Source organism: Pseudomonas sp. GW822-FHT06B12 (assembly GCF_058799675.1).
On sequence record NZ_JBXALR010000002.1, the window covers coordinates 430,399 to 455,157 of the forward strand.

General features: G+C 60.1%; 21 protein-coding genes and 1 pseudogene. 6 read left to right on the forward strand and 16 right to left on the reverse strand.

Going from position 1 to position 24,759, the window contains the following annotated elements; translation table 11 throughout:
* Positions 1-162: 162 nt before the first annotated feature.
* The 10 genes from hutG to hutC all read right to left on the reverse strand — a co-directional run bounded on the left by hutG (position 163) and on the right by hutC (position 12,362).
* Positions 163-966, reverse strand: coding sequence for an N-formylglutamate deformylase (gene hutG, locus AC1RKH_RS06625; RefSeq protein ID WP_493061984.1), 804 nt, complete (start codon positions 964-966; stop codon positions 163-165).
* A 10-nt stretch (positions 967-976) separates the two neighbouring features.
* Entirely contained in the window at positions 977-2,182 is a 1,206-nt protein-coding gene (gene hutI / locus AC1RKH_RS06630) for an imidazolonepropionase (RefSeq protein WP_493061983.1), read from the reverse strand.
* Between the two features lie 16 nt (positions 2,183-2,198).
* Positions 2,199-3,605, reverse strand: coding sequence for an amino acid permease (locus tag AC1RKH_RS06635; protein ID WP_493061982.1), 1,407 nt, complete (start codon positions 3,603-3,605; stop codon positions 2,199-2,201).
* 108 nt (positions 3,606-3,713) lie between these two features.
* Positions 3,714-5,252, reverse strand: coding sequence for a histidine ammonia-lyase (gene hutH / locus AC1RKH_RS06640; RefSeq protein ID WP_123423977.1), 1,539 nt, complete (start codon positions 5,250-5,252; stop codon positions 3,714-3,716).
* A gap of 204 nt (positions 5,253-5,456) precedes the next feature.
* A complete protein-coding gene (locus AC1RKH_RS06645) occupies positions 5,457-6,281 on the reverse strand; it encodes a quaternary amine ABC transporter ATP-binding protein (RefSeq protein ID WP_493061981.1) in 825 nt (274 codons plus the stop codon).
* A complete protein-coding gene (locus AC1RKH_RS06650) occupies positions 6,278-7,129 on the reverse strand; it encodes an ABC transporter permease (RefSeq protein ID WP_493061980.1) in 852 nt (283 codons plus the stop codon). Before AC1RKH_RS06650 ends, AC1RKH_RS06645 begins: the two co-directional genes overlap by 4 nt.
* Before the next feature lie 169 nt (positions 7,130-7,298).
* The gene (locus AC1RKH_RS06655) at positions 7,299-8,765 is read right to left on the reverse strand and encodes a purine-cytosine permease family protein (protein WP_123423980.1); all 1,467 of its coding nucleotides are present in this window, start codon (positions 8,763-8,765) and stop codon (positions 7,299-7,301) included.
* A gap of 163 nt (positions 8,766-8,928) precedes the next feature.
* The gene (gene hutU / locus AC1RKH_RS06660; protein ID WP_493061979.1) at positions 8,929-10,617 is read right to left on the reverse strand and encodes a urocanate hydratase; all 1,689 of its coding nucleotides are present in this window, start codon (positions 10,615-10,617) and stop codon (positions 8,929-8,931) included.
* 480 nt (positions 10,618-11,097) lie between these two features.
* A complete protein-coding gene (locus AC1RKH_RS06665; protein WP_493061978.1) occupies positions 11,098-11,670 on the reverse strand; it encodes a HutD/Ves family protein in 573 nt (190 codons plus the stop codon).
* Between the two features lie 23 nt (positions 11,671-11,693).
* Positions 11,694-12,362 carry a histidine utilization transcriptional repressor HutC gene (gene hutC, locus AC1RKH_RS06670; protein WP_236721995.1) on the reverse strand — a complete coding sequence of 223 codons (669 nt, stop codon included), beginning with the start codon at positions 12,360-12,362 and terminating at the stop codon, positions 11,694-11,696.
* Between the two features lie 187 nt (positions 12,363-12,549).
* Between hutC and AC1RKH_RS06675 the strand changes: the two genes are divergently transcribed.
* A complete protein-coding gene (locus tag AC1RKH_RS06675) occupies positions 12,550-13,914 on the forward strand; it encodes a formimidoylglutamate deiminase (protein WP_493061977.1) in 1,365 nt (454 codons plus the stop codon).
* A gap of 120 nt (positions 13,915-14,034) precedes the next feature.
* On the opposite strand, the gene AC1RKH_RS06680 is transcribed toward AC1RKH_RS06675, so the two are convergent.
* Together AC1RKH_RS06680 and AC1RKH_RS06685 are read right to left on the reverse strand one after the other, a co-directional pair.
* Entirely contained in the window at positions 14,035-14,604 is a 570-nt protein-coding gene (locus tag AC1RKH_RS06680) for a lipocalin family protein (protein ID WP_493061976.1), read from the reverse strand.
* 31 nt (positions 14,605-14,635) lie between these two features.
* On the reverse strand, positions 14,636-14,890 hold the full coding sequence (locus AC1RKH_RS06685; RefSeq protein ID WP_007933963.1) for a hypothetical protein: 255 nt from the start codon (positions 14,888-14,890) through the stop codon (positions 14,636-14,638).
* A 28-nt stretch (positions 14,891-14,918) separates the two neighbouring features.
* On the opposite strand from AC1RKH_RS06685, the gene AC1RKH_RS06690 reads away from it, so the two are divergent.
* The 5 genes and pseudogenes from AC1RKH_RS06690 to AC1RKH_RS06710 all read left to right on the forward strand — a co-directional run bounded on the left by AC1RKH_RS06690 (position 14,919) and on the right by AC1RKH_RS06710 (position 17,763).
* Positions 14,919-15,098: a hypothetical protein gene (locus tag AC1RKH_RS06690; protein WP_493061975.1), complete on the forward strand. Its 180-nt coding sequence runs from the start codon at positions 14,919-14,921 to the stop codon at positions 15,096-15,098.
* Positions 15,099-15,182: 84 nt separating this feature from the next.
* A pseudogene (locus tag AC1RKH_RS06695) lies at positions 15,183-16,205 on the forward strand (HAMP domain-containing protein); the annotation flags it as partial.
* Positions 16,206-16,298: 93 nt separating this feature from the next.
* Positions 16,299-17,063, forward strand: a complete 765-nt coding sequence (locus AC1RKH_RS06700) for a methyl-accepting chemotaxis protein (RefSeq protein WP_404942513.1) — start codon at positions 16,299-16,301, stop codon at positions 17,061-17,063.
* A 98-nt stretch (positions 17,064-17,161) separates the two neighbouring features.
* Positions 17,162-17,434, forward strand: a complete 273-nt coding sequence (locus AC1RKH_RS06705; protein ID WP_123423986.1) for a type II toxin-antitoxin system Phd/YefM family antitoxin — start codon at positions 17,162-17,164, stop codon at positions 17,432-17,434.
* Positions 17,431-17,763: a type II toxin-antitoxin system RelE/ParE family toxin gene (locus AC1RKH_RS06710; RefSeq protein ID WP_123423987.1), complete on the forward strand. Its 333-nt coding sequence runs from the start codon at positions 17,431-17,433 to the stop codon at positions 17,761-17,763. Before AC1RKH_RS06705 ends, AC1RKH_RS06710 begins: the two co-directional genes overlap by 4 nt.
* Positions 17,764-17,777: 14 nt before the next feature.
* Here the strand turns inward: AC1RKH_RS06710 and AC1RKH_RS06715 are convergent, their stop codons facing one another.
* The 4 genes from AC1RKH_RS06715 to AC1RKH_RS06730 all read right to left on the reverse strand — a co-directional run bounded on the left by AC1RKH_RS06715 (position 17,778) and on the right by AC1RKH_RS06730 (position 24,637).
* Entirely contained in the window at positions 17,778-18,380 is a 603-nt protein-coding gene (locus AC1RKH_RS06715) for a DUF924 family protein (RefSeq protein WP_493061974.1), read from the reverse strand.
* Between the two features lie 3 nt (positions 18,381-18,383).
* Complete coding sequence (locus AC1RKH_RS06720; protein ID WP_493061973.1) at positions 18,384-19,394, reverse strand: class 1 fructose-bisphosphatase; 1,011 nt, start codon at positions 19,392-19,394, stop codon at positions 18,384-18,386.
* A 288-nt stretch (positions 19,395-19,682) separates the two neighbouring features.
* Entirely contained in the window at positions 19,683-21,047 is a 1,365-nt protein-coding gene (locus AC1RKH_RS06725) for a DUF3999 domain-containing protein (protein WP_493061972.1), read from the reverse strand.
* Entirely contained in the window at positions 21,044-24,637 is a 3,594-nt protein-coding gene (locus tag AC1RKH_RS06730) for a DUF2339 domain-containing protein (protein WP_493061971.1), read from the reverse strand. The genes AC1RKH_RS06725 and AC1RKH_RS06730 overlap by 4 nt, the downstream gene beginning before the upstream one ends.
* Positions 24,638-24,759 lie beyond the last annotated feature (122 nt).

Consider the following 24,759-nt stretch of genomic DNA (forward strand, 5'->3'; position numbering starts at 1 on the left):
GCGCCCTGAGGCGACCGTGTCTTGCACGGTGGCGACTGTTCATAGCAGGTATCGAGACGACCGCAAACCTGTGGGAGCGAGCTTGCTCGCGATGGCGGACTGACAGGCAACAGCAATGTTGAATGCGATGGCCTCATCGCGAGCAAGCTCGCTCCCACAGAATTATGCGCAGTAGTGCTTCTGCGCCCACGCCAACAACCCTTGCAGCAGCTCTTTGAGCACCACTTGCGTCGGTGCCGCCAGATCAGGCCGATAGCGGAACGGCTCGACCTCTTCCATGTAGGTGCACTGCCCCAGTTCCAGCTGCACCGCGTGGATATTTTCGGCCGGGTTGCCGTAATGACGGGTGATGTGGCCGCCCTTGAAGCGCCCGTTGAGCACGTGGCTGTAGTCCGGGTGCCGGGCGCAGATGGCTTCCAGCTGGCTGGCCAACTGTGGATCGCAACTGGCGCCGTTGAAGGTGCCAAGGTTGAAGTCCGGCAGCTTGCCATCGAACAGGTGCGGGATTACCGAACGAATCGAGTGCGCATCGAACAGCAGTGCATAACCGAACTCGGCCTTCAGCCGCGCCAGTTCTTGCTGCAAGGTGCTGTGGTACGGCGTCCAGACTTTCTCCAGATAGGTCGCACGCTCCTCGACCGACGGCTCCAGCCCTTCGCGGAACAACGGCACGCCGTCGAACAATGTCGCCGGGTACAGGCCGGTCGTCGCACCGACATACAACGGCTTGTCGTCGGACGGCCGGTTGAGGTCGATGACGAACCGCGAATACTCGGCAGCCAGGGTGCTGGCACCCAGCTCAGCGGCAAATTCGTAGAGCGTGGGAATGTGCCAGTCAGTGTCCGGCAGGCTTTGCGCCTCAGGGATCAAACCGGCTTCAACCGCCGGCGTCAGACGCACGCCAGCGTGAGGCATGCTGATCAGCAGCGGCACCCGGCCTTGTTTGAAGCTCAGAACCTTATCCACAACTGTTCTCCTATAACTCGACTTCAACGCCGTGACGCACGACGCGTTTTTCCAGATCACCACCCAACCAGTACGACAGGTCGGCTGGGCGATCGATCTGCCAGGCCACGAAGTCGGCGACTTTTCCGACTTCGAGCGAGCCGTGAGTGTGCCCCATGCCCAATGCCGTGGCGGCGTGAATGGTCGCGCCGGCCAGGGCCTCTTCCGGGGTCATGCGGAAACAGGTGCAGGCCATGTTCAACATCAACCGAACCGACAGCGCCGGCGAGGTGCCGGGGTTGAGGTCGCTGGCGATAGCTATTTTCACCCCGTGCTTGCGCAAGGCATCCATCGGCGGCAATTGGGTTTCACGCAGGAAGTAGAACGCTCCCGGCAGCAGCACGGCAACAGTGCCGGAGGCGGCCATGGCGATGGCATCGTCTTCGGTCATGAACTCCAGATGGTCAGCCGACAGCGCGTGATAACGCGCCGCCAGACTGGAGCCGTGCAGGGACGACAGCTGCTCGGCATGCAACTTCACCGGCAAACCGAGTTTCTGCGCGGCGACGAACACCCGCTCGACCTGCGCTGGCGAAAATGCCAGGTATTCGCAGAACGCATCCACCGCATCCACCAGACCTTCGGCAGCCAGCGCCGGCAGCATTTCGGCACAGATGTGGTCGATGTAGTCGTCGGCACGGTCGGCGTATTCTGGCGGCAAGGCGTGAGCGGCCAGGCAGGTGCTGCGCACGCTGACCGGCAGTTCGGCGCCGAGGCGGCGGATCACCCGCAGGATTTTCCGCTCGCTGGCCAGGTCGAGGCCATAACCGGATTTCATCTCGATGCTGGTCACACCATCACGCATCAGGCTTTTCAGGCGTTTCTTCGCACTGGCGAACAGCTCGTCCTCGGTCGCCGCACGCGTGGCACGCACGGTGCTGGCGATGCCGCCACCGGCCGCCGCGATTTCTGCATAGCTCACGCCTTGCAGACGCTGCTCGAACTCGCCGCTGCGGTTGCCACCGAACACCGTGTGGGTGTGGCAGTCGATCAGGCCCGGCGTGACCCAGGCCCCCGCGAGGTCATGGACCTCGGGGTATTCGCCGGACGGCAGCTCGCTACGTGGGCCGATCCACTCAATGTGCGCTCCTGACGTCACGATGGCGGCATCCTCGATGATCGAGTAAGTGCCCTGCGCCATGCTTGCAACGTGACAGTGTTGCCAGAGAGTTTTCATCCGAGGCCTCCGTTAGTTATCGATGAGAAAAAGAAGGATCACGCGCGACCAAAGCCGCCTGCCCTGCCGCCGGCTTGACCCACATCAGGTAGGCCAGCACCAGCAACGCGATCCAGACCACGCCGACGATCAGCGCCGCTTGGGTATCCGGGAAGTAGCCCAGCACGCCAAAGACAAACAGCATGAACGCAATCGCCGCCATCGGCGCATAAGGCCAGAACGGTACCGGGAATTTCAGTTGCGCGACTTGCTCAGGCGTCATGGAGCGACGCATCGCCACCTGAGTGAACAGGATCATCAGCCAGACCCAGACCGTTGCGAAGGTCGCAATGGACGCGATCAGCAGGAACACGTTTTCCGGAATCAGGTAGTTCAACAACACGCCCAGCAGCAGCGCGACGCTCATCACCACCACGGTCATCCATGGCACGCCATTGCGCGACAGGTGGGCGAAGCCCTTCGGTGCGTGCCCTTGCTGGGCCAGACCGAACATCATGCGGCCAGCGCCGAAGATGTCACTGTTGATCGCCGAAATCGCCGCCGTAATCACCACAATATTAAGGATGGTGGCCGCCGAGCTGATCCCCAGCTTATCGAAGATCTGCACGAACGGGCTGCCCTGGCTACCGATCTGCTGCCAAGGAAAGATCGACATCAGCACCAGCATCGTCAGCACGTAGAACAGCAGAATCCGCAACGGTACGGCGTTGATTGCACGAGGCAGCACGTGCTGCGGGTCTTTGGCCTCACCGGCGGTGACGCCGATGATTTCAATACCGCCAAACGCAAACATCACCACCGCGAACGAAGCGATCAGACCGCCCATGCCATTAGGCATGAAGCCGCCTTGGGTCCAGAGGTTGCTGATGTCGGTCACTTGGCCAGGGGCCGTGCTGATACCGAACAGCATGATGCCGAAGCCCCCGAGGATCATCGCAACGATGGCGGCGACCTTGAGCAGCGACAGCCAGAACTCCATTTCACCGAAGACTTTGACGTTGCACAGGTTCAAGCCGCCGACGATGGAAACGACGCCCAATACCCAAATCCAGCGAGAGACTTCCGGGAACCAGAAGCCCATGTAAATACCGAACGCAGTGACGTCGGCCATGCCGACGATGACCATTTCGAATGCGTACGTCCATCCGAGGATGAAACCTGCCATCGGTCCCAGGTAAGTGCTGGCGTATTGACCGAAAGAACCTGCGACCGGGTTGTGCACAGCCATCTCGCCGAGGGCGCGCATGACCATGAACACCGCTGCGCCACCAATCAGGTACGCAAGCAGCACCGCAGGACCGGCCATCTGGATGGCCGAGGCAGAACCGTAAAACAGCCCGGTGCCGATCGCCGACCCCAGTGCCATGAAGCGAATATGTCGGGCAGATAGCCCGCGTTTCAAGCCGTTTGCTGGCTTTTGCATTTCTCGTCCTTAGTTGTTCTTATCGACGCAAAATCGAATCGCGAGCAAGCCCGCGCCTACAAGGATCACGCTGAACCTGTGGGAGCGAGCCTGCTCGCGATGGGGCCGTTACAGGCTAGGCAGCAACTTCGCCATCACCAGTTCATTCAAGCAGCGCGAAGCCAGCAGCTCGCTCGCGGCGTTGATGTCCGGAGCAAAGAAACGGTCCTTCTCGTAGAACGGTACTTTGGCGCGCAGGGTGCTGCGAGCTTTTTCCAGTTTCGACGAAGTCTTCAGACCATCACGCAGGTCCAGACCCTGGCAGGCAGCCAGCCACTCGACAGCCAGAACGCCGCGAGTGTTTTCGGCCATTTCCCACAGACGCTTGCCAGCGGCAGGCGCCATGGAAACGTGGTCTTCCTGGTTGGCGGAAGTCGGCAGGCTGTCCACCGAGTGCGGGTGCGACAGTGCCTTGTTTTCGCTGGCCAGAGCAGCCGCGGTCACCTGGGCGATCATGAAGCCGGAGTTCACACCACCGTTGGCCACCAGGAATGGCGGCAGTTGCGACATGTGCTTATCCATCATCAGCGAGATGCGGCGTTCGCTCAGCGAGCCGATTTCAGCGATGGCCAAGGCCATGTTGTCGGCAGCCATGGCGACCGGTTCAGCGTGGAAGTTACCGCCAGAGATCACGTCACCTTCAGCCGCGAATACCAATGGGTTATCCGACACGGCGTTGGCTTCGATCGCCAGCACTTCAGCGGCCTGACGGAACTGAGTCAGGCAGGCGCCCATGACTTGTGGCTGGCAGCGCAGCGAGTACGGGTCTTGAACCTTTTCGCAGTTCTGGTGCGAATCGGAAACCTGGCTGCGCTCACCCAACAGGTCGCGGTAAGCGGCTGCGGCATCGATCTGGCCTTTTTGACCACGAGCAGCATGAATGCGAGCGTCGAATGGCGAGCGCGAGCCCAGCACGGCTTCAACGGTCAGACCGCCAAGGGCCAGAGCACCGGCGAACAGATCTTCGCCTTCGAACAGGCCACGCAGTGCGTAAGCGGTGGACACCTGAGTACCGTTGAGCAGCGCCAGACCTTCTTTCGCAGCCAGGGTCAGCGGAGTCAGACCGGCGACTTTCAGCGCTTCAGTGGCTTCCATCCATTCGCCTTTGTAGCGCGCCTTGCCTTCGCCCAGCAGCACCAGCGACATGTGGGCCAGCGGCGCCAGGTCGCCGGAAGCACCGACCGAACCTTTCAACGGAATATGTGGGTACACCTCAGCGTTGATCAGGGCGATCAGCGCGTCGATCACCACCCGGCGAATGCCGGAGAAACCACGGCTCAGGCTGTTGACCTTGAGCACCATGATCAGACGCACCAGGGCGTCGCTGATCGGCTCGCCCACGCCGGCAGCGTGAGACAACACCAGCGAGCGCTGGAGGTTTTCCAGGTCTTCGCTGGCAATGCGGGTCGAAGCCAGCAGGCCGAAACCGGTGTTGATGCCGTACGCGGTACGGTTTTCCGCAAGGATCTGTTCCACGCAGGCGACGCTGGCTTCGATCTGGGCCGACGCACTGTCGTCGAGGCTGACTTTGACGGGTTGCTGATAAACAGCACGCAGTTGGGCAAGGCTCAGTTGGCCAGGGATAAGATTCAGAGCAGTCACATTCATTCTCCTTTTGAGAGTTTGTTGTCTATTTATTTACACGCACTGACCAGACGCTCCGGATGATTCCGTTGTCCGTCGCTTCCCGCTTTTTGGAGGGAGGCGCCTTGGCACGCTGGCTTTTGTAGAAATCAGTACAGCTTCGGTAACGCGGTTTGCAGCAATAGCGGGTCTTTCAAAATAAATTCGGTTTGGGACATGGCAGCTCTCTTAAACCGTCGCCGCGCGACGCTGGACAAATCGGTCGACGTATTCATCGGCCGGCGAATGCAGGATCTCCTTCGGCGTGCCGACCTGGATCAACCGCCCATCCTTGAGGATCGCAATGCGGTTGCCGATGCGCACGGCTTCATCGAGGTCATGGGTGATGAACACGATGGTCTTGTGCAAAGTCTTTTGCAGTTCGAGCAACTGGTCCTGCATCTCGGCACGGATCAATGGGTCGAGGGCGCTGAACGCTTCATCCATCAGGATAATGTCAGTGTCCGCTGCCAGAGCGCGGGCCAGGCCCACACGCTGACGCATACCGCCGGACAGCTGATGCGGGTATTTGTTTTCGTAGCCTTGAAGGCCCACGGTGTTGATCCAGTGCTGCGCGCGCTCGGTGCACACTTGCCTGGTTTCACCGCGCACTTTCAGGCCGTAGGCAACGTTATCCAGCACGCTTTTGTGCGGCAATAGACCGAAGCTCTGGAACACCATGCTGATCTTGTGCCGACGAAATTCGCGCAGGGCTTCCATGTCGTATTGCAGGATGTCCACGCCGTCCACCAGGATCGCGCCACTGGTCGGGTCGATCAGGCGGTTGATGTGACGCACCAGTGTCGACTTGCCGGAACCCGACAAGCCCATGATCACGAAGATTTCGCCGGTAGCGATGCTCAACGATAGATCGTTCACACCGATCACGCAGCCAGTCTCGGCCAATACCTGATCCTTGCTCATGTTCTGTCGGATCATGTTCAGCGCTTCGGCCGAACGGTCACCGAAAATCTTGAAAACGTTTTTGACTTCGATCTTGGCGGCGTTGTTCATTGGCTCACCTCATGCCGTGGACGACCGTAGGCCTGGGTAATGCGGTCGATGACCACCGCCAGAATCACGATCGCCAGACCGGCTTCAAGACCACGTCCGACATTGAGGGTCTGAATCCCCACCAGCACGTCCTCACCCAGACCACGGGCACCGATCATCGAGGCGATCACCACCATCGACAGGGCCATCATGGTCGTCTGGTTAATCCCGGCCATGATGCTCGGCAGGGCCAGCGGCAGTTGCACGCCAAACAGTTGCTGCCAGCGGTTGGCACCGAAGGCATTGATCGCTTCCATCACTTCACGATCGACCTGGCGAATGCCCAGATCGGTCAGGCGAATCAGCGGCGGTACGGCGTAGATCACCGTGGCGAAAATCGCCGGGACCTTGCCCAGACCGAACAGCATCAGCACCGGGATCAGGTACACGAAGCTGGGCATGGTTTGCATGATGTCGAGCAGCGGCATCAGCACCGAACGCAGACGATTGCTGCGCGCCGCCAGGATGCCCAGCGGAATGCCGATCAGCACCGAAATAACCGTCGCCACCAGCATCAGCGCCAACGTTTGCATTAGCTTGTCCCAGAGGCCGACAGCGCCCACCAGGAACAACAAACCAACGATCACCACCGTGGTCACCAGCTTACGAGTGGCATGCCAGGCGATACCGGCAACGATCGCCAGCATCAACCACCACGGCGCCGCACGCAGCAGGCCTTCGAGGTTGACGATGGCCCACAGCAAGGTGTCGGAGATGTGGCGGAACACATCTCCGTAGTTGACGACCAGCGAATCAACCCAAGTGTTGACCCAGTCGGCGATGGAAAAGGTGAAGCTTTCGGGAAACATAAGAGACTCTCAATCAAGTGGATGTAGCGAACGTCCCGGCCAGCCTCTCGGTTAGCCGGGAGGTTCGACCTACAGTTCCGCGTTGATTTTCCTGGCAGTGTCGGTGGTGACCCACACCTGCCAGATCTCAGGATGTTCCTTCATGAAGATCTTCGCCAGTTCCGTCCAATCAGATTGCTGCAACGCGGCCAGCCCCACTTGTTTTCGCTTCTGAAGCGTCGCCCTGCTCTACCGGCAGGATCAGGCGCTCGGGTACTTTGCTGTGCCACTTCTTGGCGGCGAAGTAGTACATCGCTGCCGGGACCACCAGACCGATGATCCACGAGATATCGGTATCACCGAGGCTCGCGACCAGAGGGCCGGTGTAGAAGTGGGTGGAAATGAACGGCATTTGAATCAACACGCCGAACACGTAAATGCTGATGCCCATGATGTTCCAGCGACCGTAGCGACCCTCTGGGTTGGACAGTGCCGGAATGTCATAGCGTTCTTTGGTGATGCAGTAGAAGTCCACCAGGTTGATCGCGCTCCACGGCGTGAAGAACGCCAGCAGGAACAGGATGAACGCGGAGAATTCCTTGAGGAACGAGTCCTTGCCGAGCAATGCCAGAGCAGCGGCGAGCGACACCATGATGAAGATGTACAACAGGCGTACACCGCTTCCAATGTGGCGGCTGCCACGGAAGCCACTGATGATCGTCGCGATCGACATGAAGCTGCCGTAGGCGTTCAACGTGGTCACGGTGACTTTGCCGAAAGCCACGGCGAAGTACAGCAGTGCCGCGACAATCCCGGTACCGCCCAGGCTGACGATGAACGACACCTCGTGGTGAGCGAACTGCGAACCGGCCAGGGCTGCGGCGAACACGCCGAAAACCATCGACGCCTGTGCACCGATCACCGAACCCAGGCCAACGGCCCAGAAGGTTTTCGACGCAGAGGTGCTGCGCGGCAGGTAACGCGAGTAGTCCGCCACATAAGGGCCGAACGCGATCTGCCAGGACGCCGACAGCGACACCGCCAACAGGAAACTCGCCACCGAGAAGTGCTTGTTACCCAGCAGCGCGCCGATGTCGTTACCGGCCAGCAGTTTGTAGAACAGGTAGATGAACGCCACCACGCCCAGCACACTGGCGACCCGGCCAATGCCGTGGATCACCCGGTAGCCGAAGATGGTGAAGACCATGATCGAGCCTGCGAACAGCGTGATACCGACCCAGTCTTCGACGTGCAGCAACTGTGCTACCGCCTGCCCCGCCAGCAAGGAGCCGCTGGCCGAGAAGCCGATGTACATCAGGCATACCAGCACCAGCGGAATCACCGCCCCATACACGCCAAACTGCACGCGGCTGGAGATCATTTGTGGCAAGCCAAGTTGCGGGCCCTGGGCTGCGTGCAGCGCCATGACGCCACCGCCGAGCAATTGGCCGATCAGCAAACCGATCAACGACCAGAACACATCCCCGCCCAGTACCACCGCCAATGCACCCGTCACAATCGCGGTGATTTGCAGGTTGGCACCCAACCACAGGGTGAACTGACTCAATAGACGACCGTGTCTTTCCGCTTCCGGGATGTAGTCGATCGAACGTTTCTCGATCAACGGTTTACTGCGTGCACGATCATCGTTAGCCATGGTTCAACCTCTGTGGATTGTTCAGGGAAATCACTGTGAAACCGCTGTATAGGGGCCCTGCTTTTGTGGGAGCGAGCTTGCTCGCGATAGCGATGTGTCAGCCAACACAGGTGTTGAATGTGCTGGCCTCATCGCGAGCAAGCTCGCTCCCACAAGTACTGCGTTATTTACCGGTGATCATCGGCAGGTTCAGGCCCTGCTCCTTGGCACAGTCGATAGCGATCTGATAACCGGCATCGGCGTGACGCATAACGCCGGTAGCCGGGTCGTTGTGCAGCACGCGAGCGATACGCTCGGCCGCTTCGTCAGTACCGTCGCAGACAATTACCATGCCCGAGTGCTGGGAGAAGCCCATGCCGACGCCGCCACCGTGGTGCAGGGAAACCCAGGTCGCGCCGCTCGCGGTGTTGAGCAAGGCATTGAGCAGTGGCCAGTCGGACACGGCGTCGGAGCCATCCTGCATGGATTCGGTTTCGCGGTTAGGGCTCGACACCGAACCGGAGTCCAGGTGGTCGCGGCCGATCACGATCGGTGCCGACAGCTCGCCGCTGCGGACCATTTCGTTGAACGCCAGACCGAGCTTGGCGCGCAGACCCAGACCCACCCAGCAGATACGTGCCGGCAGACCCTGGAAGCTGATGCGCTCGCGCGCCATGTCCAGCCAGTTGTGCAGGTGGGCGTCGTCCGGGATCAGTTCTTTGACCTTGGCGTCGGTTTTGTAGATATCTTCAGCGTTGCCCGACAGTGCAGCCCAACGGAATGGACCGATACCACGGCAGAACAGCGGACGGATGTAGGCTGGTACGAAGCCTGGGAAGTCGAATGCGTTCTCGACGCCTTCTTCTTGCGCCATCTGACGGATGTTGTTGCCGTAGTCGAAGGTCGGAATGCCCATTTTCTGGAAGTCGAGCATCGCTTTGACGTGCACGGCCATCGATTGCTTGGCGGCTTTGATCACAGCAGCCGGCTCGGTCTTGGCGCGAGCGCGGTACTCTTCCCAGGTCCAACCGGCTGGCAGGTAACCGTTCAGCGGATCGTGGGCGCTGGTCTGGTCGGTGACCATGTCCGGACGCACACCGCGACGGACCAATTCCGGCAGGATTTCTGCCGCGTTACCCAGCAGAGCGATGGAAATCGCTTTGCCTTCTTTGGTGTATTTGGCGATGCGCGCCAGCGCGTCGTCGAGGTCTTTGGCCTGCTCGTCGACGTAACGGCTTTTCAGACGGAAATCGATGCTCACTTGTTGGCATTCGATGTTCAGCGAGCACGCGCCAGCCAGGGTAGCGGCCAGTGGTTGAGCGCCGCCCATGCCGCCCAGACCTGCGGTCAGGACCCAACGACCGGTGAGGTTGTCGTTGTAGTGTTGGCGACCGGCTTCAACGAAAGTTTCGTAGGTACCCTGAACGATGCCCTGGCTGCCGATGTAGATCCAGCTGCCGGCAGTCATCTGGCCGTACATGGCCAGGCCTTTGGCGTCGAGTTCGTTGAAGTGTTCCCAGCTCGCCCAGTGTGGCACCAGGTTGGAGTTGGCGATCAGCACGCGCGGGGCGTTGCTGTGAGTCTTGAATACGCCGACCGGCTTACCGGATTGCACCAGCAGGGTTTCGTCGTCATTCAGGTTGGTCAGGCTCTCGACGATCTTGTCGTAGCATTCCCAGTTACGTGCCGCGCGACCGATACCGCCGTAAACCACCAGTTCTTTAGGGTTCTCGGCAACTTCCGGGTCGAGGTTGTTCATCAACATGCGCAGCGGCGCTTCGGTCAGCCAGCTCTTGGCGGTCAGCTTGTTGCCGCGGGCAGCACGGATTTCTACGTCACGGTATTTCGTTGGTTTCTGGGTATTGTCAGTCACGAAAAAAACTCCTCAGCAATCAATCCAAACCAGCCCAGACAGTGGGCGAGCAAGCCAATGGGCGAAATGTGCACACCGGCGAATCAGTGGACGATGGTCGAGTCTTCGTGACTCATACGCATACGTCTTTACTTGTACATACAAGCATATGCAATCAAGCGGCCAACTTTCTGGATGGCGGTTCAACAAAGTGCTGAATCTGGCTGAAAAGCCCTTGGGACAAGGGGTTTCCGGGTGTCGATATTTTTTGGGGAAGGATTTTTTCGAGGAGTGACAGTTGTTACCTGAGCGCGGTTTTGCGCCACGCTGGGGCGTTCGGTAACAAATTGGTGCGCACAGGGAAACGAATTTCGGGGGGACGGAAAGCAAAAGATCGCAGCCTCCGGCAGCTCCTACAGAATTGGCGTCCATCCGCAATTGTTACGGTGAACACGATCAATGTAGGAGCTGGCAGGCTGCGATCTTTTTAAGGAGACGGGATCAGAGCGCTGTCAGTTCAATCACGCAGCACTGGCCGCTGACAGAAACGTCCAGCAGCCCGGTGTTACCGCTCAGTTGCAGGCAATCATGTCGACCCAGAGCATGGGCTGGGCTCCCATCAATCCGAACCTCAAGTGCGTCAGCCGCGCTGAAAACCAGCAACGTTCCGGTTGAACTGAAAAACCGTTGCTCGCCCTTCAGCCACTGCAACCGCGCATGGTAACGATTCGGCGCATAAATCAGGTTGAAGTCGCGAATCGCACCGCCAAGCAGCGTGCAGGAAACCTGGCTTTCGCCGCTGAACGCAAACGGGTCCAGCGGTAACAGTGGCCGCGTACTCCGTCCGTCGACCGTCAAGGTCATGCCTTCGCCCTGCAGCACGGTGATGACCCGCTCGTAGCCGGCAAAGGTGGAGAAGCCGCCCGACTCACCGATATCGGCAATCGACAGGCGCCAGCCAAAGCCATCCAGGCCTGTCCCTGCATCGCGGGTGATTTCTTCGGTGCTGCCGCCGCCGTTTTTCCACGGCATGCGCGGATAATTCGCCGCACGTAAAACGCTCAACTGACCCATTTTCGCCTCTTGTTGATGGCTCTTTATTTGTGAAACCGCCCTTCCAGACGATGGCGGGAACCTGGATGAATCAGACGAGCGGCCGTCACCGGCTGGCGCCCGGACCAGGTCCGACGGCGGATCAGCAGGCACGGCTCGCCTTTTTCGATCTGCAGCAATTTGCATTCGGAAGGCTCGGCAAGAATCGCTTCGACCACGTGCTCGCCTTCGGTCAATGGTGCAACCTGATTCAGATAGGCGTAAGGCGTTTGCAGGGTGAAATCCTGCTTGAGGTATTCCGGCGCGACCAGCGCATTGACGAAACGGTCCTCGATTTGCACGGGAATATCGTTCTCGAAATGCACGATCAGCGAATGAAAAACCTTCTGGCCTTCACGCATGTCCAGCGCCAAAGCACGTTCGGAACCGGCGGCCTCTTCTTCCAGGGTGATCACCTTGCAGGTGTGGCGATGACCTCGGGAGGCGATTTCGTCGGCAATGTTATGCACTTCGAACAATGCGGACTGGCTTTTGGGTTCGGCGACAAAGGTGCCGACGCCCTGCATGCGCACCAACAGACCGTCAGTCGTCATCTCGCGCAGAGCGCGGTTGATGGTCATGCGGCTGAAACCCAACTGGCTGACCAGTTCGCTTTCCGACGGCACGCGGTAGTGCGGCGGCCAGTTACCACTGTCGATTTGCTGGGTGATCATCTGTTTGACGCGAGCGTACAAGGGCGCCGGACTGTCGCCCAGATTGGCACTCAGCGGAGAGACTACAGGCGGAGTCGGCACAGGAAATCCTTGTTCGTTGATGAAAGTCACTAGCTTGCCGGAGTTTACCGAGCAGGCAAACGTCTGTATATGTATATACAAATAACACACGATGGGGTACTGAACCATGTCCGCCTTCTTTGCCGAACGCGCGCTACTGCCTAGTGGATGGGCCAACAATGTACGTCTTGAGGTCAGCGCCGATGGCCTGCTGACCCACATCCAGGCCGATGCCAGCGCTGAAGGCGCCGAACGGTTGAGCGGTCCGTTGCTGCCGGGCATGCCGAATCTGCACTCCCACGCTTTCCAGCGGGCGATGGCTGGCTTGGCCGAAGTAGCGGGTAATCCGAACGATAGTTTCTGGACCTGGCGCGATCTGATGTATCGCCTCGTCGGAAAAATCAGTCCGGAACAACTCGGGATCATCGCCCGCCAGCTGTACATCGAAATGCTCAAGGCCGGTTACACCTCGGTCGCCGAATTCCATTACGTGCACCACGACAACAACGGCCATCCGTATGCGGACCCGGCCGAGCTGTCGTTGCAGATCAGCCAGGCGGCCAGCGCCTCCGGCATCGGCCTGACTTTGCTGCCCGTGCTCTACAGCCACGCAGGCTTCGGTGGTCTGGCGCCGAATGAAGGTCAGCGGCGTTTTATCAACAGCACTGAAAACTACCTGAAACTACAAGCACGCTTGCAGCCACTGCTGGCGCAGCAACCGGCGCAACAACTGGGCCTGTGCTTCCACTCGTTGCGTGCGGTCACGCCGCAGCAAATCAGCGAAGTGCTGGCGGCCAGCGACAAGCAATGCCCGGTGCACATCCACATCGCCGAACAGCAAAAGGAAGTCGACGACTGCCTGAGCTGGAGCGGTCGCCGTCCGTTGCAATGGCTGTATGAAAATACCGACGTCGATCAGCGCTGGTGCCTGGTCCACGCAACCCACGCCAACCCGGAAGAAGTCAGTTTGATGGCCAAGAGTCGCGCCATCGCTGGCCTGTGCCTGACCACCGAGGCCAACCTGGGTGACGGAATTTTCCCGGCTGTGGACTTCCTCGCTCAAGGCGGACGCATGGGCATTGGCTCCGACAGCCATGTGTCGCTGAGCGTGGTGGAAGAATTGCGTTGGCTGGAATACGGCCAGCGCCTGCGCGATCAGCGACGTAACCGCTTGTATGGCGCCGATCAACCGATGGTCGGGCGCACCCTGTACGACGCCGCGCTCGACGGTGGCACACAAGCGCTGGGCCAGCCAATTGGCGCACTGGAAGTCGGCAAACGCGCCGACTGGCTGGTGCTCGACGGCAACGACCCTTACCTGGCAACCGCCAGTGGCGACGGGATTCTGAACCGTTGGCTGTTTGCCGGTGGTGACCGCCAGGTGCGCGACGTGCTGGTGAACGGCAAGTGGGTAGTGCGCGATGGGCATCACGCGGGCGAAGAAGAAAGTAACCGTGCGTTCACCCAAGTCTTGCGCGACTTACTCGGATAACACCAAAAAACCTGTGGGAGCGAGCTTGCTCGCGATAGGGCCATCAGGTTCAACAATGATGTTGACTGACAGACCGCTATCGCGAGCAAGCTCGCTCCCACATTTGGTATTCGCTCGTGCTTACTTCGAGGTCTGGGCCATTTTGGTGTCCGACACCCGCCAGATCAGACGTGTGGTGTCGTAACCCTGCTGACGCGCCCTGCTCAGCAGTTCCTCGCGGGTATCCGCGTTGACTTCCGGCTTGCGTGACAGCAGCCACAGGTTGCGCCGATTGGGGCTACCGACAATCGCGGTCTGGTAGTCATCGCTGACATACAGCACCCAGTAATTACCCTTGCTCATGCCTGGCAACAACCGGGTAAACCAGTTATCGAAGTTCACCCACAGCTTGTCGTTCTTGCCGGGAATCTGCGGCGTTGCCGTGCCCTTGGCCTCTTCCCATTTCCACTCGGGAGTCAGGCAACGGTTCAACACGTCCATGTCACCATCGGTCTTGAGGGTGTAATGGGCTTCGGATTGCGCGCAGTTACGCTGGAAGTACATGGGCATGCGCGCCAACTCGTACCATTTACCCTGGTAACGCTTGAGGTTGACGCTATGGACCGTTTTCGGCGCCAGCGAATCATCGCCAGAAGTGGCGCAGCCGGCCAACAACAGACCGGCCAAAAGAACTATTACTAACCGCATCATTATTTTTCTCCCGTGGGCGTTCGGCCCCGGTTTACTTCAGGCCTTGCCCGGAAAACATCAGCACTTTGTCACCGGCATACTGCACGCTGATAAAGCTGTTCTTGTCGCCCCAGGTGCAGCTGGACATGCCCAACGCGCCTGAACAATCAGCAGGTTTTCCCAGCAAGGTTTCGACCTCGGCCTTGGGCATGCCCGTCGACAGTTTCGAATAGTTTTCCTGGTTGATCTTGCTGCACGCGGCCAACAGCACGCAAAACGACAGCAAGGCGATAGATCGCAGCGACATGGTGTAACTCCTGGAAAGAGGGGAAGGCATGGCTGCCAACCAGAAGCTTAGAAGAGAAAACCCCCGTCTGGTTCCCACCGGCAGCGGGTATTTCTTGAATGGTAAAATCGGCATTTCGCCCCAAAATCAGGCATTTTTTCCCATTGCCCGACATTTCGTCGGTTTTTGTAAAACCCGCCTAATCTTTGGCGCTGCCCTGTCGACATAGAAGCAGCGCCAAGCCCTCTCCTGCGGCAATTTGACGCTCCTGTTGATCAGTCCTCCCGCGGTAGCGCCTTTAATGACCAGAAACATGAAGTTCAGCCACAAGATCCTGCTCGCTGCTGCCCTTGTGGTTGCCGTAGCGTTCGCCTGTTTTATTCTGTTCAACGACTACCGTCAGCGCCAAACCCTGCGCAGCAGCACCGAGTCCTCGATGCAGGAACTCGGCAGCCTGACCACCAGCAACATCCAGACCTGGCTGGAAAGCCGCATTCAGTTGCTGCAATCGCTGGCCCAGCAAGTGGCCGTCGACGGCCCGGCGCTGGACAGCCTGAAACGCGCCGTCGGCCTGCCGGCCTACACCAGCAACTTTCAGTTGAGCTACTTCGGCGGTGCCGACGGCGTAATGTTCTCGGTACCGGCCGGCAATCGCGCGGCGGACTATGACCCACGCGCCCGTGGCTGGTACAAAGCCGCCAACAGCGCACAGCAGACCATCGTCACCGAACCCTACATCGCTGCGTCCTCGGGCAAGCTGGTGATCACTGTTGCCACGCCCGTGCAGCATCAGAACCAGATGATTGGCGTGGCCGGCGCAGACATCGACCTGAGCAGCGTCAGTGCGATCATCAACTCGCTGAACTTCGGCGGCCACGGCCACGCGTTCATCGTCAGCAGCGACGGCAAGATCCTGATTCACCCGGACAGCAAACTGGTGCTTAAAAACCTCGCCGAGGCCTATCCCGCTGGCGCGCCAAAGGTCAGCCCCGGCATGAAGGAAGTCGAGGTGGACGGCAAGGCCCAGTTCATCTCGTTCACCCACGTTAACGGCGTACCGTCGGCTGACTGGTACGTGGCACTGGTGCTTGACCAGGACACCGCATTCTCGATGCTCAGCGAATTCCGCACCTCGGCGATCATCGCCATGGTAATTGCCGTGGTGATCATCATCACGCTGCTCGGCATGCTGATCCGCGTCTTGATGCAGCCGTTGCTGACCATGGGCCGCGCCATGCATGACATCGCCGAAGGTGAAGGCGACCTGACCAGACGCCTGACCATTCATGGCCAGGACGAGTTCGGGGCGCTGGGTACCTCGTTCAACCGTTTCGTCGAGCGTATTCACACCTCGATCCGCGAAGTCTCGTCGGCCACTGGCCAAGTCAACGAAGTCGCCCTGCGTGTCGTCAGCGCCTCCAACTCGTCGATGTTCAATTCCGATCAGCAAGCCTCGCGCACCAGCAGCGTGGCGGCGGCGATCAACCAACTCGGCGCCGCCGCCCAGGAAATCGCCCAGAACGCGGCCCTCGCCTCACAACACTCCAGCGACGCCCGCAGCCTGGCCGAAGACGGCCAGCAAGTGGTGGATAAAACCATCGCAGCGATGCAGCAGCTGTCGGCAAAAATCAGTGACTCGTGCGGCAACATCGAAACGCTGAACAGCAACACGGTGAACATCGGGCAGATTCTCGAAGTGATCACCAGCATCTCGCAGCAAACCAACCTGCTGGCCCTCAACGCCGCCATCGAAGCGGCGCGTGCCGGCGAGGCCGGACGTGGTTTCGCGGTGGTGGCCGACGAAGTGCGCAACCTCGCCCACCGCACCCAGGATTCGGCGCAGCAAGTGCAGAAGATGATTGAAGAGCTGCAAGTCGGCGCCCGTGAAGCCGTCGCCATCATGACCGACAGTCAGCGCCAGAGCGAAACCAGCGTCGGCATCGCCAACCAGGCCGGTGAGCGCTTGGGTAGCGTGACCCAGCGCATCGGCGAAATCGACGGCATGAACCAGTCGGTAGCCACCGCTACCGAAGAACAGACGGCCGTGGTCGAATCGATCAACGTCGACATCACCGAGATCAACACACTGAACCAGGAAGGCGTGGAGAACCTGCAATCGACCTTGCGCGCGTGCGCCGATCTTGAGCAGCAGGCGGCGCGGTTGAAGCAGTTGGTGGGTAGTTTCAGAATTTAATCCAAGTGGCGCACATTACGTGCGCCTGTCAGGTGAAACTGACGAAGGACTGAATTAAGACTAAACTCAGTCCTATCTACCAGAAGGAGATCGATTTCATGAAGCTTTCCTCTCAAATAAAACCCATCAGCTACCTGAAAAGCCACACCGCCGAAATCGTCAAGACCATCACCGAGAGCCGTGAACCCTTGGTCATCACCCAAAATGGTGAAGCAAAACTGGTTGTCATGGATGTGAAAAGCTTCGAAGAGCAAGAAGACACAATGGCCCTGCTGAAGCTACTGGCAATGGGCAACCGTGAAATCGAAGAAGGTAAATTTCGAAATGCGGAGGACGTTTTCGCGGAGCTGGACAGGGCTGATCATCAATGAGCTTCGATGTCGTCATTCTTCAGTCCGCAGAAACAGACCTCAAAGAACTCCGTAGCTACCTCACCAAACACTTCTCTTCCCAAACGTGGCAAGTCACCTATACCGCTCTGAGGGCCGCCATTCGCCATTTGGCGACACAGCCTTATGCAGGCTCAATCCCAGAAGAAATCGAAAGGCTCAACATCAGCCAGTATCGACAGATCCTGTCAGGGAAGAACCGGGTCATTTATGAAGTACGGGACAAGACTGTTTACATCCACATCATTGCCGACACGCGAAAAAACCTGCCAACCCTGTTGATGAAACGACTTCTTCAAATGAATTCGTGAGCTCGGCACAGTAGTTAAAACCGCGCCCCCGGCCCGCTCAAAAACGCCAACTCTTCAGGCGTACTCTCCCGCCCAAGAATCTCGTTGCGATGGGGAAACCGTCCAAACCGAGCGATGATCTTCTGATGCCGTTCAGCGTAATCAAGGTTATCGGCAAACACCGCCCGATCCCCCTCCGGCTGCTGATCCAGCAAGTCGGTAAAACGTGAGACGGCTTCGCTCTGCACCGCCAGATTTTCGCAATGCTCGAACACCAGGTAGATGAATACCCGCTGGATGGGCAGCAGTTGCCGATCGAAATCCGCGGCAATGCCTTGCGCCACCAGAGCCTGAGCTCTCAAGTCGCCTGCGAAGGATTTGGGGGTTTCGCGAAAGATCATTCGCGGTAACTGGTCGAGCAACAGCACCAGGGCCAGCCAACCTTCGGGACGTTGCGTCCACTCGGTCAATCCGCCGGCCAGTGCCTGTTCCACCAGATCCCCGAAACGCGTGCGCGCTTCGAGGTCCTGGCTGTCACGCTTACCGAACCACAACTTGCCCTTGTCAGCCGCTACATCATCAGGCGCTTCGGCTAAACCGAACCACCATTCGAGCAACGGCTGCCAGGGCGCAGTCATGGTTTATTCCTTGTGGTAAGCCGTGACGCGTTCAACTTCTTCTTTCGAGCCCAGGAACACCGCAACACGCTGGTGCAGGCCTTCCGGCTTGATGTCGAGAATACGCTGGTGACCGTCGGTGGACGCGCCGCCGGCCTGTTCAACCAGGAACGACATCGGGTTGGCTTCGTACATCAAACGCAATTTGCCCGGCTTGGAGGGCTCGCGGCTGTCACGTGGGTACATGAACAGGCCACCGCGGGTCAGGATGCGGTGCACGTCGGCCACCATCGCGGCGACCCAGCGCATGTTGTAGTTCTTCTTCAGCGGGCCTTCTTCGCCAGCCAGCAATTCGCCGACGTAGCGTTGTACCGGCGCTTCCCAGTGACGCTGGTTGGACATGTTGATCGCGAATTCCTGAGTGGACTCCGGAATCTTGATGTCTTCATGGGTCAGCACGAAGCTGCCCATTTCACGGTCCAGGGTAAAGCCTTTCACGCCATCACCCAGAGTCAGCACCAGCATGGTTTGCGGGCCGTAGATGGCATAACCGGCAGCTACCTGTTCGGTGCCTGGCTGCAGGAAAGCCTTTTCGTTCAAGGGTTCGTTCTGGCTCAGGTATTCGTTCGGGCAACGCAGCACCGAGAAGATAGTACCGACCGGCGCGTTGATATCGATGTTCGACGAACCGTCCAGTGGGTCGAATACCAGCAGGTAGGCGCCTTTCGGGTATTTGCCCGGGATCTGGTAGGCATTGTCCATTTCTTCGGACGCCATGCCGGCCAGGTGACCGCCCCATTCGTTGGCTTCGAGCAGGATCTCGTTGGAGAGCACGTCGAGTTTCTTCTGGACTTCGCCTTGCACGTTTTCAGTGCCCATGCTGCCCAGAACACCACCCAGGGCGCCTTTGGAGACAGCGTGGCTGATTTCCTTGCAGGCACGCGCCACGACTTCGATCAGAAAGCGCAGATCGGCAGGCGTGTTGTTGCTACGGGTCTGCTCAATCAAATAGCGACTCAGGGTAACGCGGGACATGGAAGGCTCCGGATGAATGGGGGCTAAAAACCCGCGCAGTTTAACGCGAGTCGGTGCGCAATTCCTCTTATCAGACGAGATTCACTCAATAGAGTTCATGCGCGGGGTTTAGCGTAGTCGGAATCGGGAGGGCTGTGGCGTGAGGGACAGTGGCAGATTAAGAGTTTTTGGCGGCAAACAGGCCGCCATCGCGAGCAAGCTCGCTCCCACAGGGATCGGTGTCACCTGTCTGAACGCGATCAACTGTGGGAGCGAGCCTGCTCGCGATTGGGTGCAAAGCACCCACGCTCAATTTTCAGCAGGTGGCTTGCGCAGCAAACTGAACGCCATACCCGCCAATCCCGCCACTCCGAGCAAGAGCACCGCCCACAAACCGATCTTCTTCCAGTTCGTGCCGGTCGCAATCGGTGTCACCGCCGTCAGCGGCGAAGTCACCACCGCCCCGCCATCAACCTTGGCCTGCCCCAAGGCCGCCAGCCGCTTGGGACTGTAATCGGGAATCAGCGTCGACAGCGGCAAGCTCGCCGCTTTAACCGTCGCGCTGCCCAGCGCCAATGTGTACGGCCCCGCTCCGCGCGCGAGGAACACCAGCCGTGTCGAGCGCACGGCATAGCGCACTGTCGGGGCTTGTGCGCCCAAACCACCGCCGCGCTCGTCGACGGTCAGTTTCAACTGTTGCACCACTTGAGCCGGTACCTGTAATTCGTCCTGCAGTACGTCCTGACCATTCTGCGTCAGCCGGTACAGCAAACCGCTGCTCAAGGTCTGCCACGGCAGACTGCTTTCGCGCCGACCCGACAGGGTCACCGGCGCCAGGCTATTGGTCTGGTTCAAGTCAACCTGCAACCGCTCGACGCTCAAGCCCATCGGCAACTGCCAGGTGTATTCGCCGGCCCTGGTGCTGCTGCCGGCCAACGGCTCGGACCAGACCAACGGTTGCGGCAGGTAGCTGGAACTGGCGCTTCGCAGTTGCGCCGAGGTCAGCGCCGGCGCCGTCTGCGGAGTTTTCCACAGTAAACGCAAATAACGCGCGCTCTGCCCAGGCAAGCTCACCTCGTGCTGCTCGACCCGCTGATCGGCAAACGACAGTCGCGCCACCTGGCCTTCGCCCCACGGCTGCCAATGCTGCAAGTCGTCGCTGGCCTCGATACTGAAACGTTGGAAGCCATCGTGCTCGCTGTTCCAGTCGAGGATCAACTGCTGCAACGGCGCCTTGATCGCGCTGGCGTCCAGCAACCAGCCGCGCAGCACTTCTTCGCCGGCTTCGGGCTGACTCGACGGCTGGACTTCCACCAGCGTGCCATTGGCGTTCAACTGCACGCGCACACTCGGCACCGCGTCGCGGGCAGAGCTCGAGTCGTAAAGCGGAAACCACTTGACGTCACTCACCAGAAGATTTTCGCGGCTCTGCGCCTGCTCCCGCGCCAGCGAATAGGCCTGCACCTCGCCGGCAGCGTTGAACACCCGCACGTCGCTGAGATCGGTCTGGCGCGCATTCAACTGCACCGCCAGCGGCAATTCGAGGCGATACCACGGCCCCTCGCCACTCAGGCTCAGGGGCACCTGCGTGGTGAAGTCCGCCGGTGTTTCCTGAGCATGGGCCGACAGCGCCACGCAGAGTCCAACAGCGGCCAGCGACAACTTCAGATTCAAGATGACACTCCTTCAGATTCATTGGCCGGCTTTTCAGGCTCAGGCGTTGCTTCGCCACGTTTGGGCGGTAGCGGTGCGAAATAACCGACCACCAGCAGCAACACGCCCACGCCGATAAACGACACGATCCGCGCCAGCCCGCCACGGTTACTCAATTCGACAAAGACCAGTTTGGCGACCACCAGCGCGATCAGCGCCGCACCGACCAGCCAGACTTCCCGACGATGACGCAAATGGCCGCCGATCATCAGGCTCAGGGCGATCAAGGTCCAGACGATCGACAGACCGGCCTGCACCAGCATCGACTCCAGCAAGGCGTCCAGCTCATACGGCACGCCGCCCCAATGGTGAGCGCTGCGCATCACCAGCGCGGTGAAGAAGGCGAACAGCGAAATCCCGGCCACCACTTGCGTGGCGTGCTCGGCGTAATCCGTGCGAATCGCCAGTTGGCTGACCGCACTGCGCGACCAGACATAAACGCCGAACAAGGCAAACAGCAGGCCGATTTCCAACGGGTTGATCAGCGGCAAGTAAGGCAACGGTTCGGCGGTGCCGTCGCTGGCGATGTTCGCCAGCCAGAACCAGCCGAGCATCAACAACGCCAGCGGCAGCGCGGCGTACACGCGATACTCGCGGGCATACGCCGAGATCGGCCACGGCCAGGCGCGGGGCGCAGCCATCAGCACCAGGTACAGACTCGGCAGAATAGCCCAACCCAGCCAGCGCCAGGCGTTGTACTGCTCGGACAACACCAGCAAGCCGTAACGCAACTCCAGCGCCAACACGCCGATCAACAGCCAGCAACCCAGCACGTGAGCAGCGCTCAACGCTCGCGCGGGGAGCATCGGCGCCAAGCGTCGCAGCGAGATGAAATGCACCACAAACACCGCCGCCCACGCCAGCCAGCCGAGATTCGCCGCCGGGTGATAACGCGAATGCCAGGCCGCGACCAACACCAGCGCCGCTGCCGGAATCAACAAGGTGCAGAGCACGCCCAGGGCCGGCCATTGCAATCGCCGGGACAGCAACGTCCACAACGCGACACTCAGCGCCGCAATACCCAGCAGCAACGTGGCTTGCAGGTTCAGCGGCGCAAACCGCAGCACTTCGCTGATCAACGCCAGTGCCCACCAGGCCGCGCCCCACACCAGCAACAACTCGGACAAACGCCGCAAGCTCAAGGCATCGAACGCGCTCGCATGATTGCCGAGCTGCAAACGCCAGGCGCCGACCATCGCCGCCAGCCCGAGCACCATTGGCGTCCAGAAACCGCTGTGGCCCAATGGCCGCAATCCTTCGCTGCCGAGCGGCCCGAGCAGTTCGGGACCGGCGATCAGGAATGCCGCGCCGCCGATCACCTGCAACAACAAGCCGAAGACAAAACTCACCCGCTGCTGCAAGTACAGGCTCAGCCAGATGATCAACAGACCGCTGGCGGCCCATACCGCGCTCGCCGTTTGCCACGGCAAGACGAACAGCACCGCGAGATTGATCAGCACCAACCCGGCCAGCAATACCACCGACAACCCACGCAGCAACCGCACGTCACTGCGCACCATGTCGTCGCGGGCGGCGAACAGCATCCCGCCGATCAATGCCAGACCTATCAAGGACGCAGTGAGCAAACCACTCCAGCCAGCGCTGAACACCGCCGTCGCCTCACCGCTGGCGCCTTGCAGCCGCAGCAGGAACAACACCCCACCGAGCAGTTGCACCGCGAACGCAGTAAACAGGAAGGTCCGCGATTGCAGGCGCAAGCCCACGAACAATGTCACCAAACCGGCCAAGGCCCAGCTGATTGCAGTGCCGTGGGTGAAGAAGAACAACGGCGCCAGCAGATAGAGAAAGGTCAGCCCGGCGCAGGCCAACACGGGCAAGCCCTTGCGTTCCCAGACCGAGGTTTGCTCAGGAGAAGCGTTGCGCAAGTGATAGAAACTGAACAGTAACGCCACGCCGAGCATCAGCGCACCGAGCGGCGAGCCAGCCAGCAGGCTGCTGTCGCCCAGGCTCAGTTTGCTGAGGAACGCCAGCGCCGAACCCAGTTGCAGCAGCAAGGCAAAGGCCCGCGCCAACGGCCGATGCTGACGCAGGCCGAGCCAGAAGATCCCCGCGCCCTCCACCGCCCAGGCGGCGGCAGTCCAGCGCGCATCCAGGCCCAACGGAATCGCCAGGCTGGCGAAAATCACCCCCAGCGCCAGGCAGGTTTCCGCCAGCAGCAGGGCTCGACCGCCGCTGAGAATACGCGCCAGCCCCATATAAACGATGCCCAACGCCAGCGCGCTGAACGCGGCGGCGAACTCAAAATGATGAATCAGCGCGAACTGCAAGCCGAAGCCCACCAGCGGCGGTCCGAACAGCATCGTGCCGTCGACGTAGTCACCCTTGCGCGCCGACCAGCGCAGCAACGCCTCACGGCTGTCATCCTCCGGCGCGTCACTCATTTCGAGCAATTTGCGCCGGGCGAACAACAAACCAATCGCCAGGTACATCAGGAAAAACACAATCAGAAACGGCTCGGTACTCCACAGCAGTTCCGGCGTGTAGGAGCGCAGGCCCCAGGCGAAACCGATGCCGAAAGTGCCGGCAAAGCCGATCAGGTTCAGCGGCCGCCAGGCCTTGAACCAGGCGATGGCGAGGATGCCGGCGTTGAGCAAGGCGAAATAGCTGAACAGCGCGACATGGTTGCCGGCGCCGGTGGAGGTCAGGATCGGCGCGGCAAACCCGCCCAGCGCCGCAGCGCAGGCCAGGGCCAGCGAGTCCTGGGTGACCGCCAGAATCGCCGAGAACACCGTCACCGCTACCAGCAAGCCCAACGCCGCCGTCGGGTCGAGCAACGGGTGCAGGCGCATGGCGGCGAACACCGTCAGGTACAACACGGCGATGCCAGTGCCCTGCAGGATCAACGCATAGTTGGTGTTACGCAGCCGCAACCACCAACCGAGCCCAAGCAATGCCAATGCTGCCGCGGCGACCCCGGCGTAACGCAATTCAATCGGCACCACCATGCCTTCGGTGGCGTAACGCAGCAGGAACGCCAGACCGAAGAACAGCAGCACCACACCGACCCGCAGCACGGTGTTGCCGCCAAACAGCCAATTGCGCGCGGCGGCAATGCCGCGCTCGAACAGATTCGGGCCCCGGGGTTCTGCAGGTTGTTGCGGTTCGCTGGGTTGCGGGGTCCAGAGATCGGCGGGCTCGGGCGTGATGTTTGCCTGCACCGGCTCGAATTCGGGCGGTAACTCCCAGACCAACTCTTGCGCGGCCGGCAATGGTACCGGACCCGTTTCAGGGGCTTGGTCAAAAACGAATTCAGGAGAGGGCGTTGGCTCACTGGCCGTGGGCGGTTCGGCGGCCGGGGCGGCATTGATGCCATGAGTTTCCAGCAACGCCAGCCGCTGTTCGACTGCATCGAGGGCAACCTGCGAGCGTTCCAGCTGAAGACGCTGCTCGTCCGCTTGTGAATTCAGGCGCCGCAGCACAATCGCCTGCCCCGCACCCAGGCCGATCAATGCGCCAATCAGCGCATCGCTGAGAGACTCATCGAGCACCCAGCCCAGCACCAGCCCTATCAGCATGAAAATCCATTGCATGGTCAATATCCCTAAGCGGCCCATTGCCGGGCGAATCCGGGCACAACAGCGTCTGGCTCAGTCTAGTGTGAAACAGCACAAACCCTGTGGGAGCGAGCTTGCTCGCGATAGCGGACTTACAT

Coding starts and splice junctions, on each gene's coding strand:
- hutI (WP_493061983.1), bottom strand. CDS start 2,182: ATGAAAACTCTCTGGCAACACTGTCACGTTGCAAGCATGGCGCAGGGC.
- AC1RKH_RS06635 (WP_493061982.1), bottom strand. CDS start 3,605: ATGCAAAAGCCAGCAAACGGCTTGAAACGCGGGCTATCTGCCCGACAT.
- hutH (WP_123423977.1), bottom strand. CDS start 5,252: ATGAATGTGACTGCTCTGAATCTTATCCCTGGCCAACTGAGCCTTGCC.
- AC1RKH_RS06645 (WP_493061981.1), bottom strand. CDS start 6,281: ATGAACAACGCCGCCAAGATCGAAGTCAAAAACGTTTTCAAGATTTTC.
- AC1RKH_RS06650 (WP_493061980.1), bottom strand. CDS start 7,129: ATGTTTCCCGAAAGCTTCACCTTTTCCATCGCCGACTGGGTCAACACT.
- AC1RKH_RS06655 (WP_123423980.1), bottom strand. CDS start 8,765: ATGGCTAACGATGATCGTGCACGCAGTAAACCGTTGATCGAGAAACGT.
- AC1RKH_RS06665 (WP_493061978.1), bottom strand. CDS start 11,670: ATGGGTCAGTTGAGCGTTTTACGTGCGGCGAATTATCCGCGCATGCCG.
- hutC (WP_236721995.1), bottom strand. CDS start 12,362: ATGATCACCCAGCAAATCGACAGTGGTAACTGGCCGCCGCACTACCGC.
- AC1RKH_RS06675 (WP_493061977.1), top strand. CDS start 12,550: ATGTCCGCCTTCTTTGCCGAACGCGCGCTACTGCCTAGTGGATGGGCC.
- AC1RKH_RS06680 (WP_493061976.1), bottom strand. CDS start 14,604: ATGATGCGGTTAGTAATAGTTCTTTTGGCCGGTCTGTTGTTGGCCGGC.
- AC1RKH_RS06685 (WP_007933963.1), bottom strand. CDS start 14,890: ATGTCGCTGCGATCTATCGCCTTGCTGTCGTTTTGCGTGCTGTTGGCC.
- AC1RKH_RS06690 (WP_493061975.1), top strand. CDS start 14,919: ATGGCTGCCAACCAGAAGCTTAGAAGAGAAAACCCCCGTCTGGTTCCC.
- AC1RKH_RS06700 (WP_404942513.1), top strand. CDS start 16,299: ATGTTCAATTCCGATCAGCAAGCCTCGCGCACCAGCAGCGTGGCGGCG.
- AC1RKH_RS06705 (WP_123423986.1), top strand. CDS start 17,162: ATGAAGCTTTCCTCTCAAATAAAACCCATCAGCTACCTGAAAAGCCAC.
- AC1RKH_RS06710 (WP_123423987.1), top strand. CDS start 17,431: ATGAGCTTCGATGTCGTCATTCTTCAGTCCGCAGAAACAGACCTCAAA.
- AC1RKH_RS06715 (WP_493061974.1), bottom strand. CDS start 18,380: ATGACTGCGCCCTGGCAGCCGTTGCTCGAATGGTGGTTCGGTTTAGCC.
- AC1RKH_RS06720 (WP_493061973.1), bottom strand. CDS start 19,394: ATGTCCCGCGTTACCCTGAGTCGCTATTTGATTGAGCAGACCCGTAGC.
- AC1RKH_RS06730 (WP_493061971.1), bottom strand. CDS start 24,637: ATGCAATGGATTTTCATGCTGATAGGGCTGGTGCTGGGCTGGGTGCTC.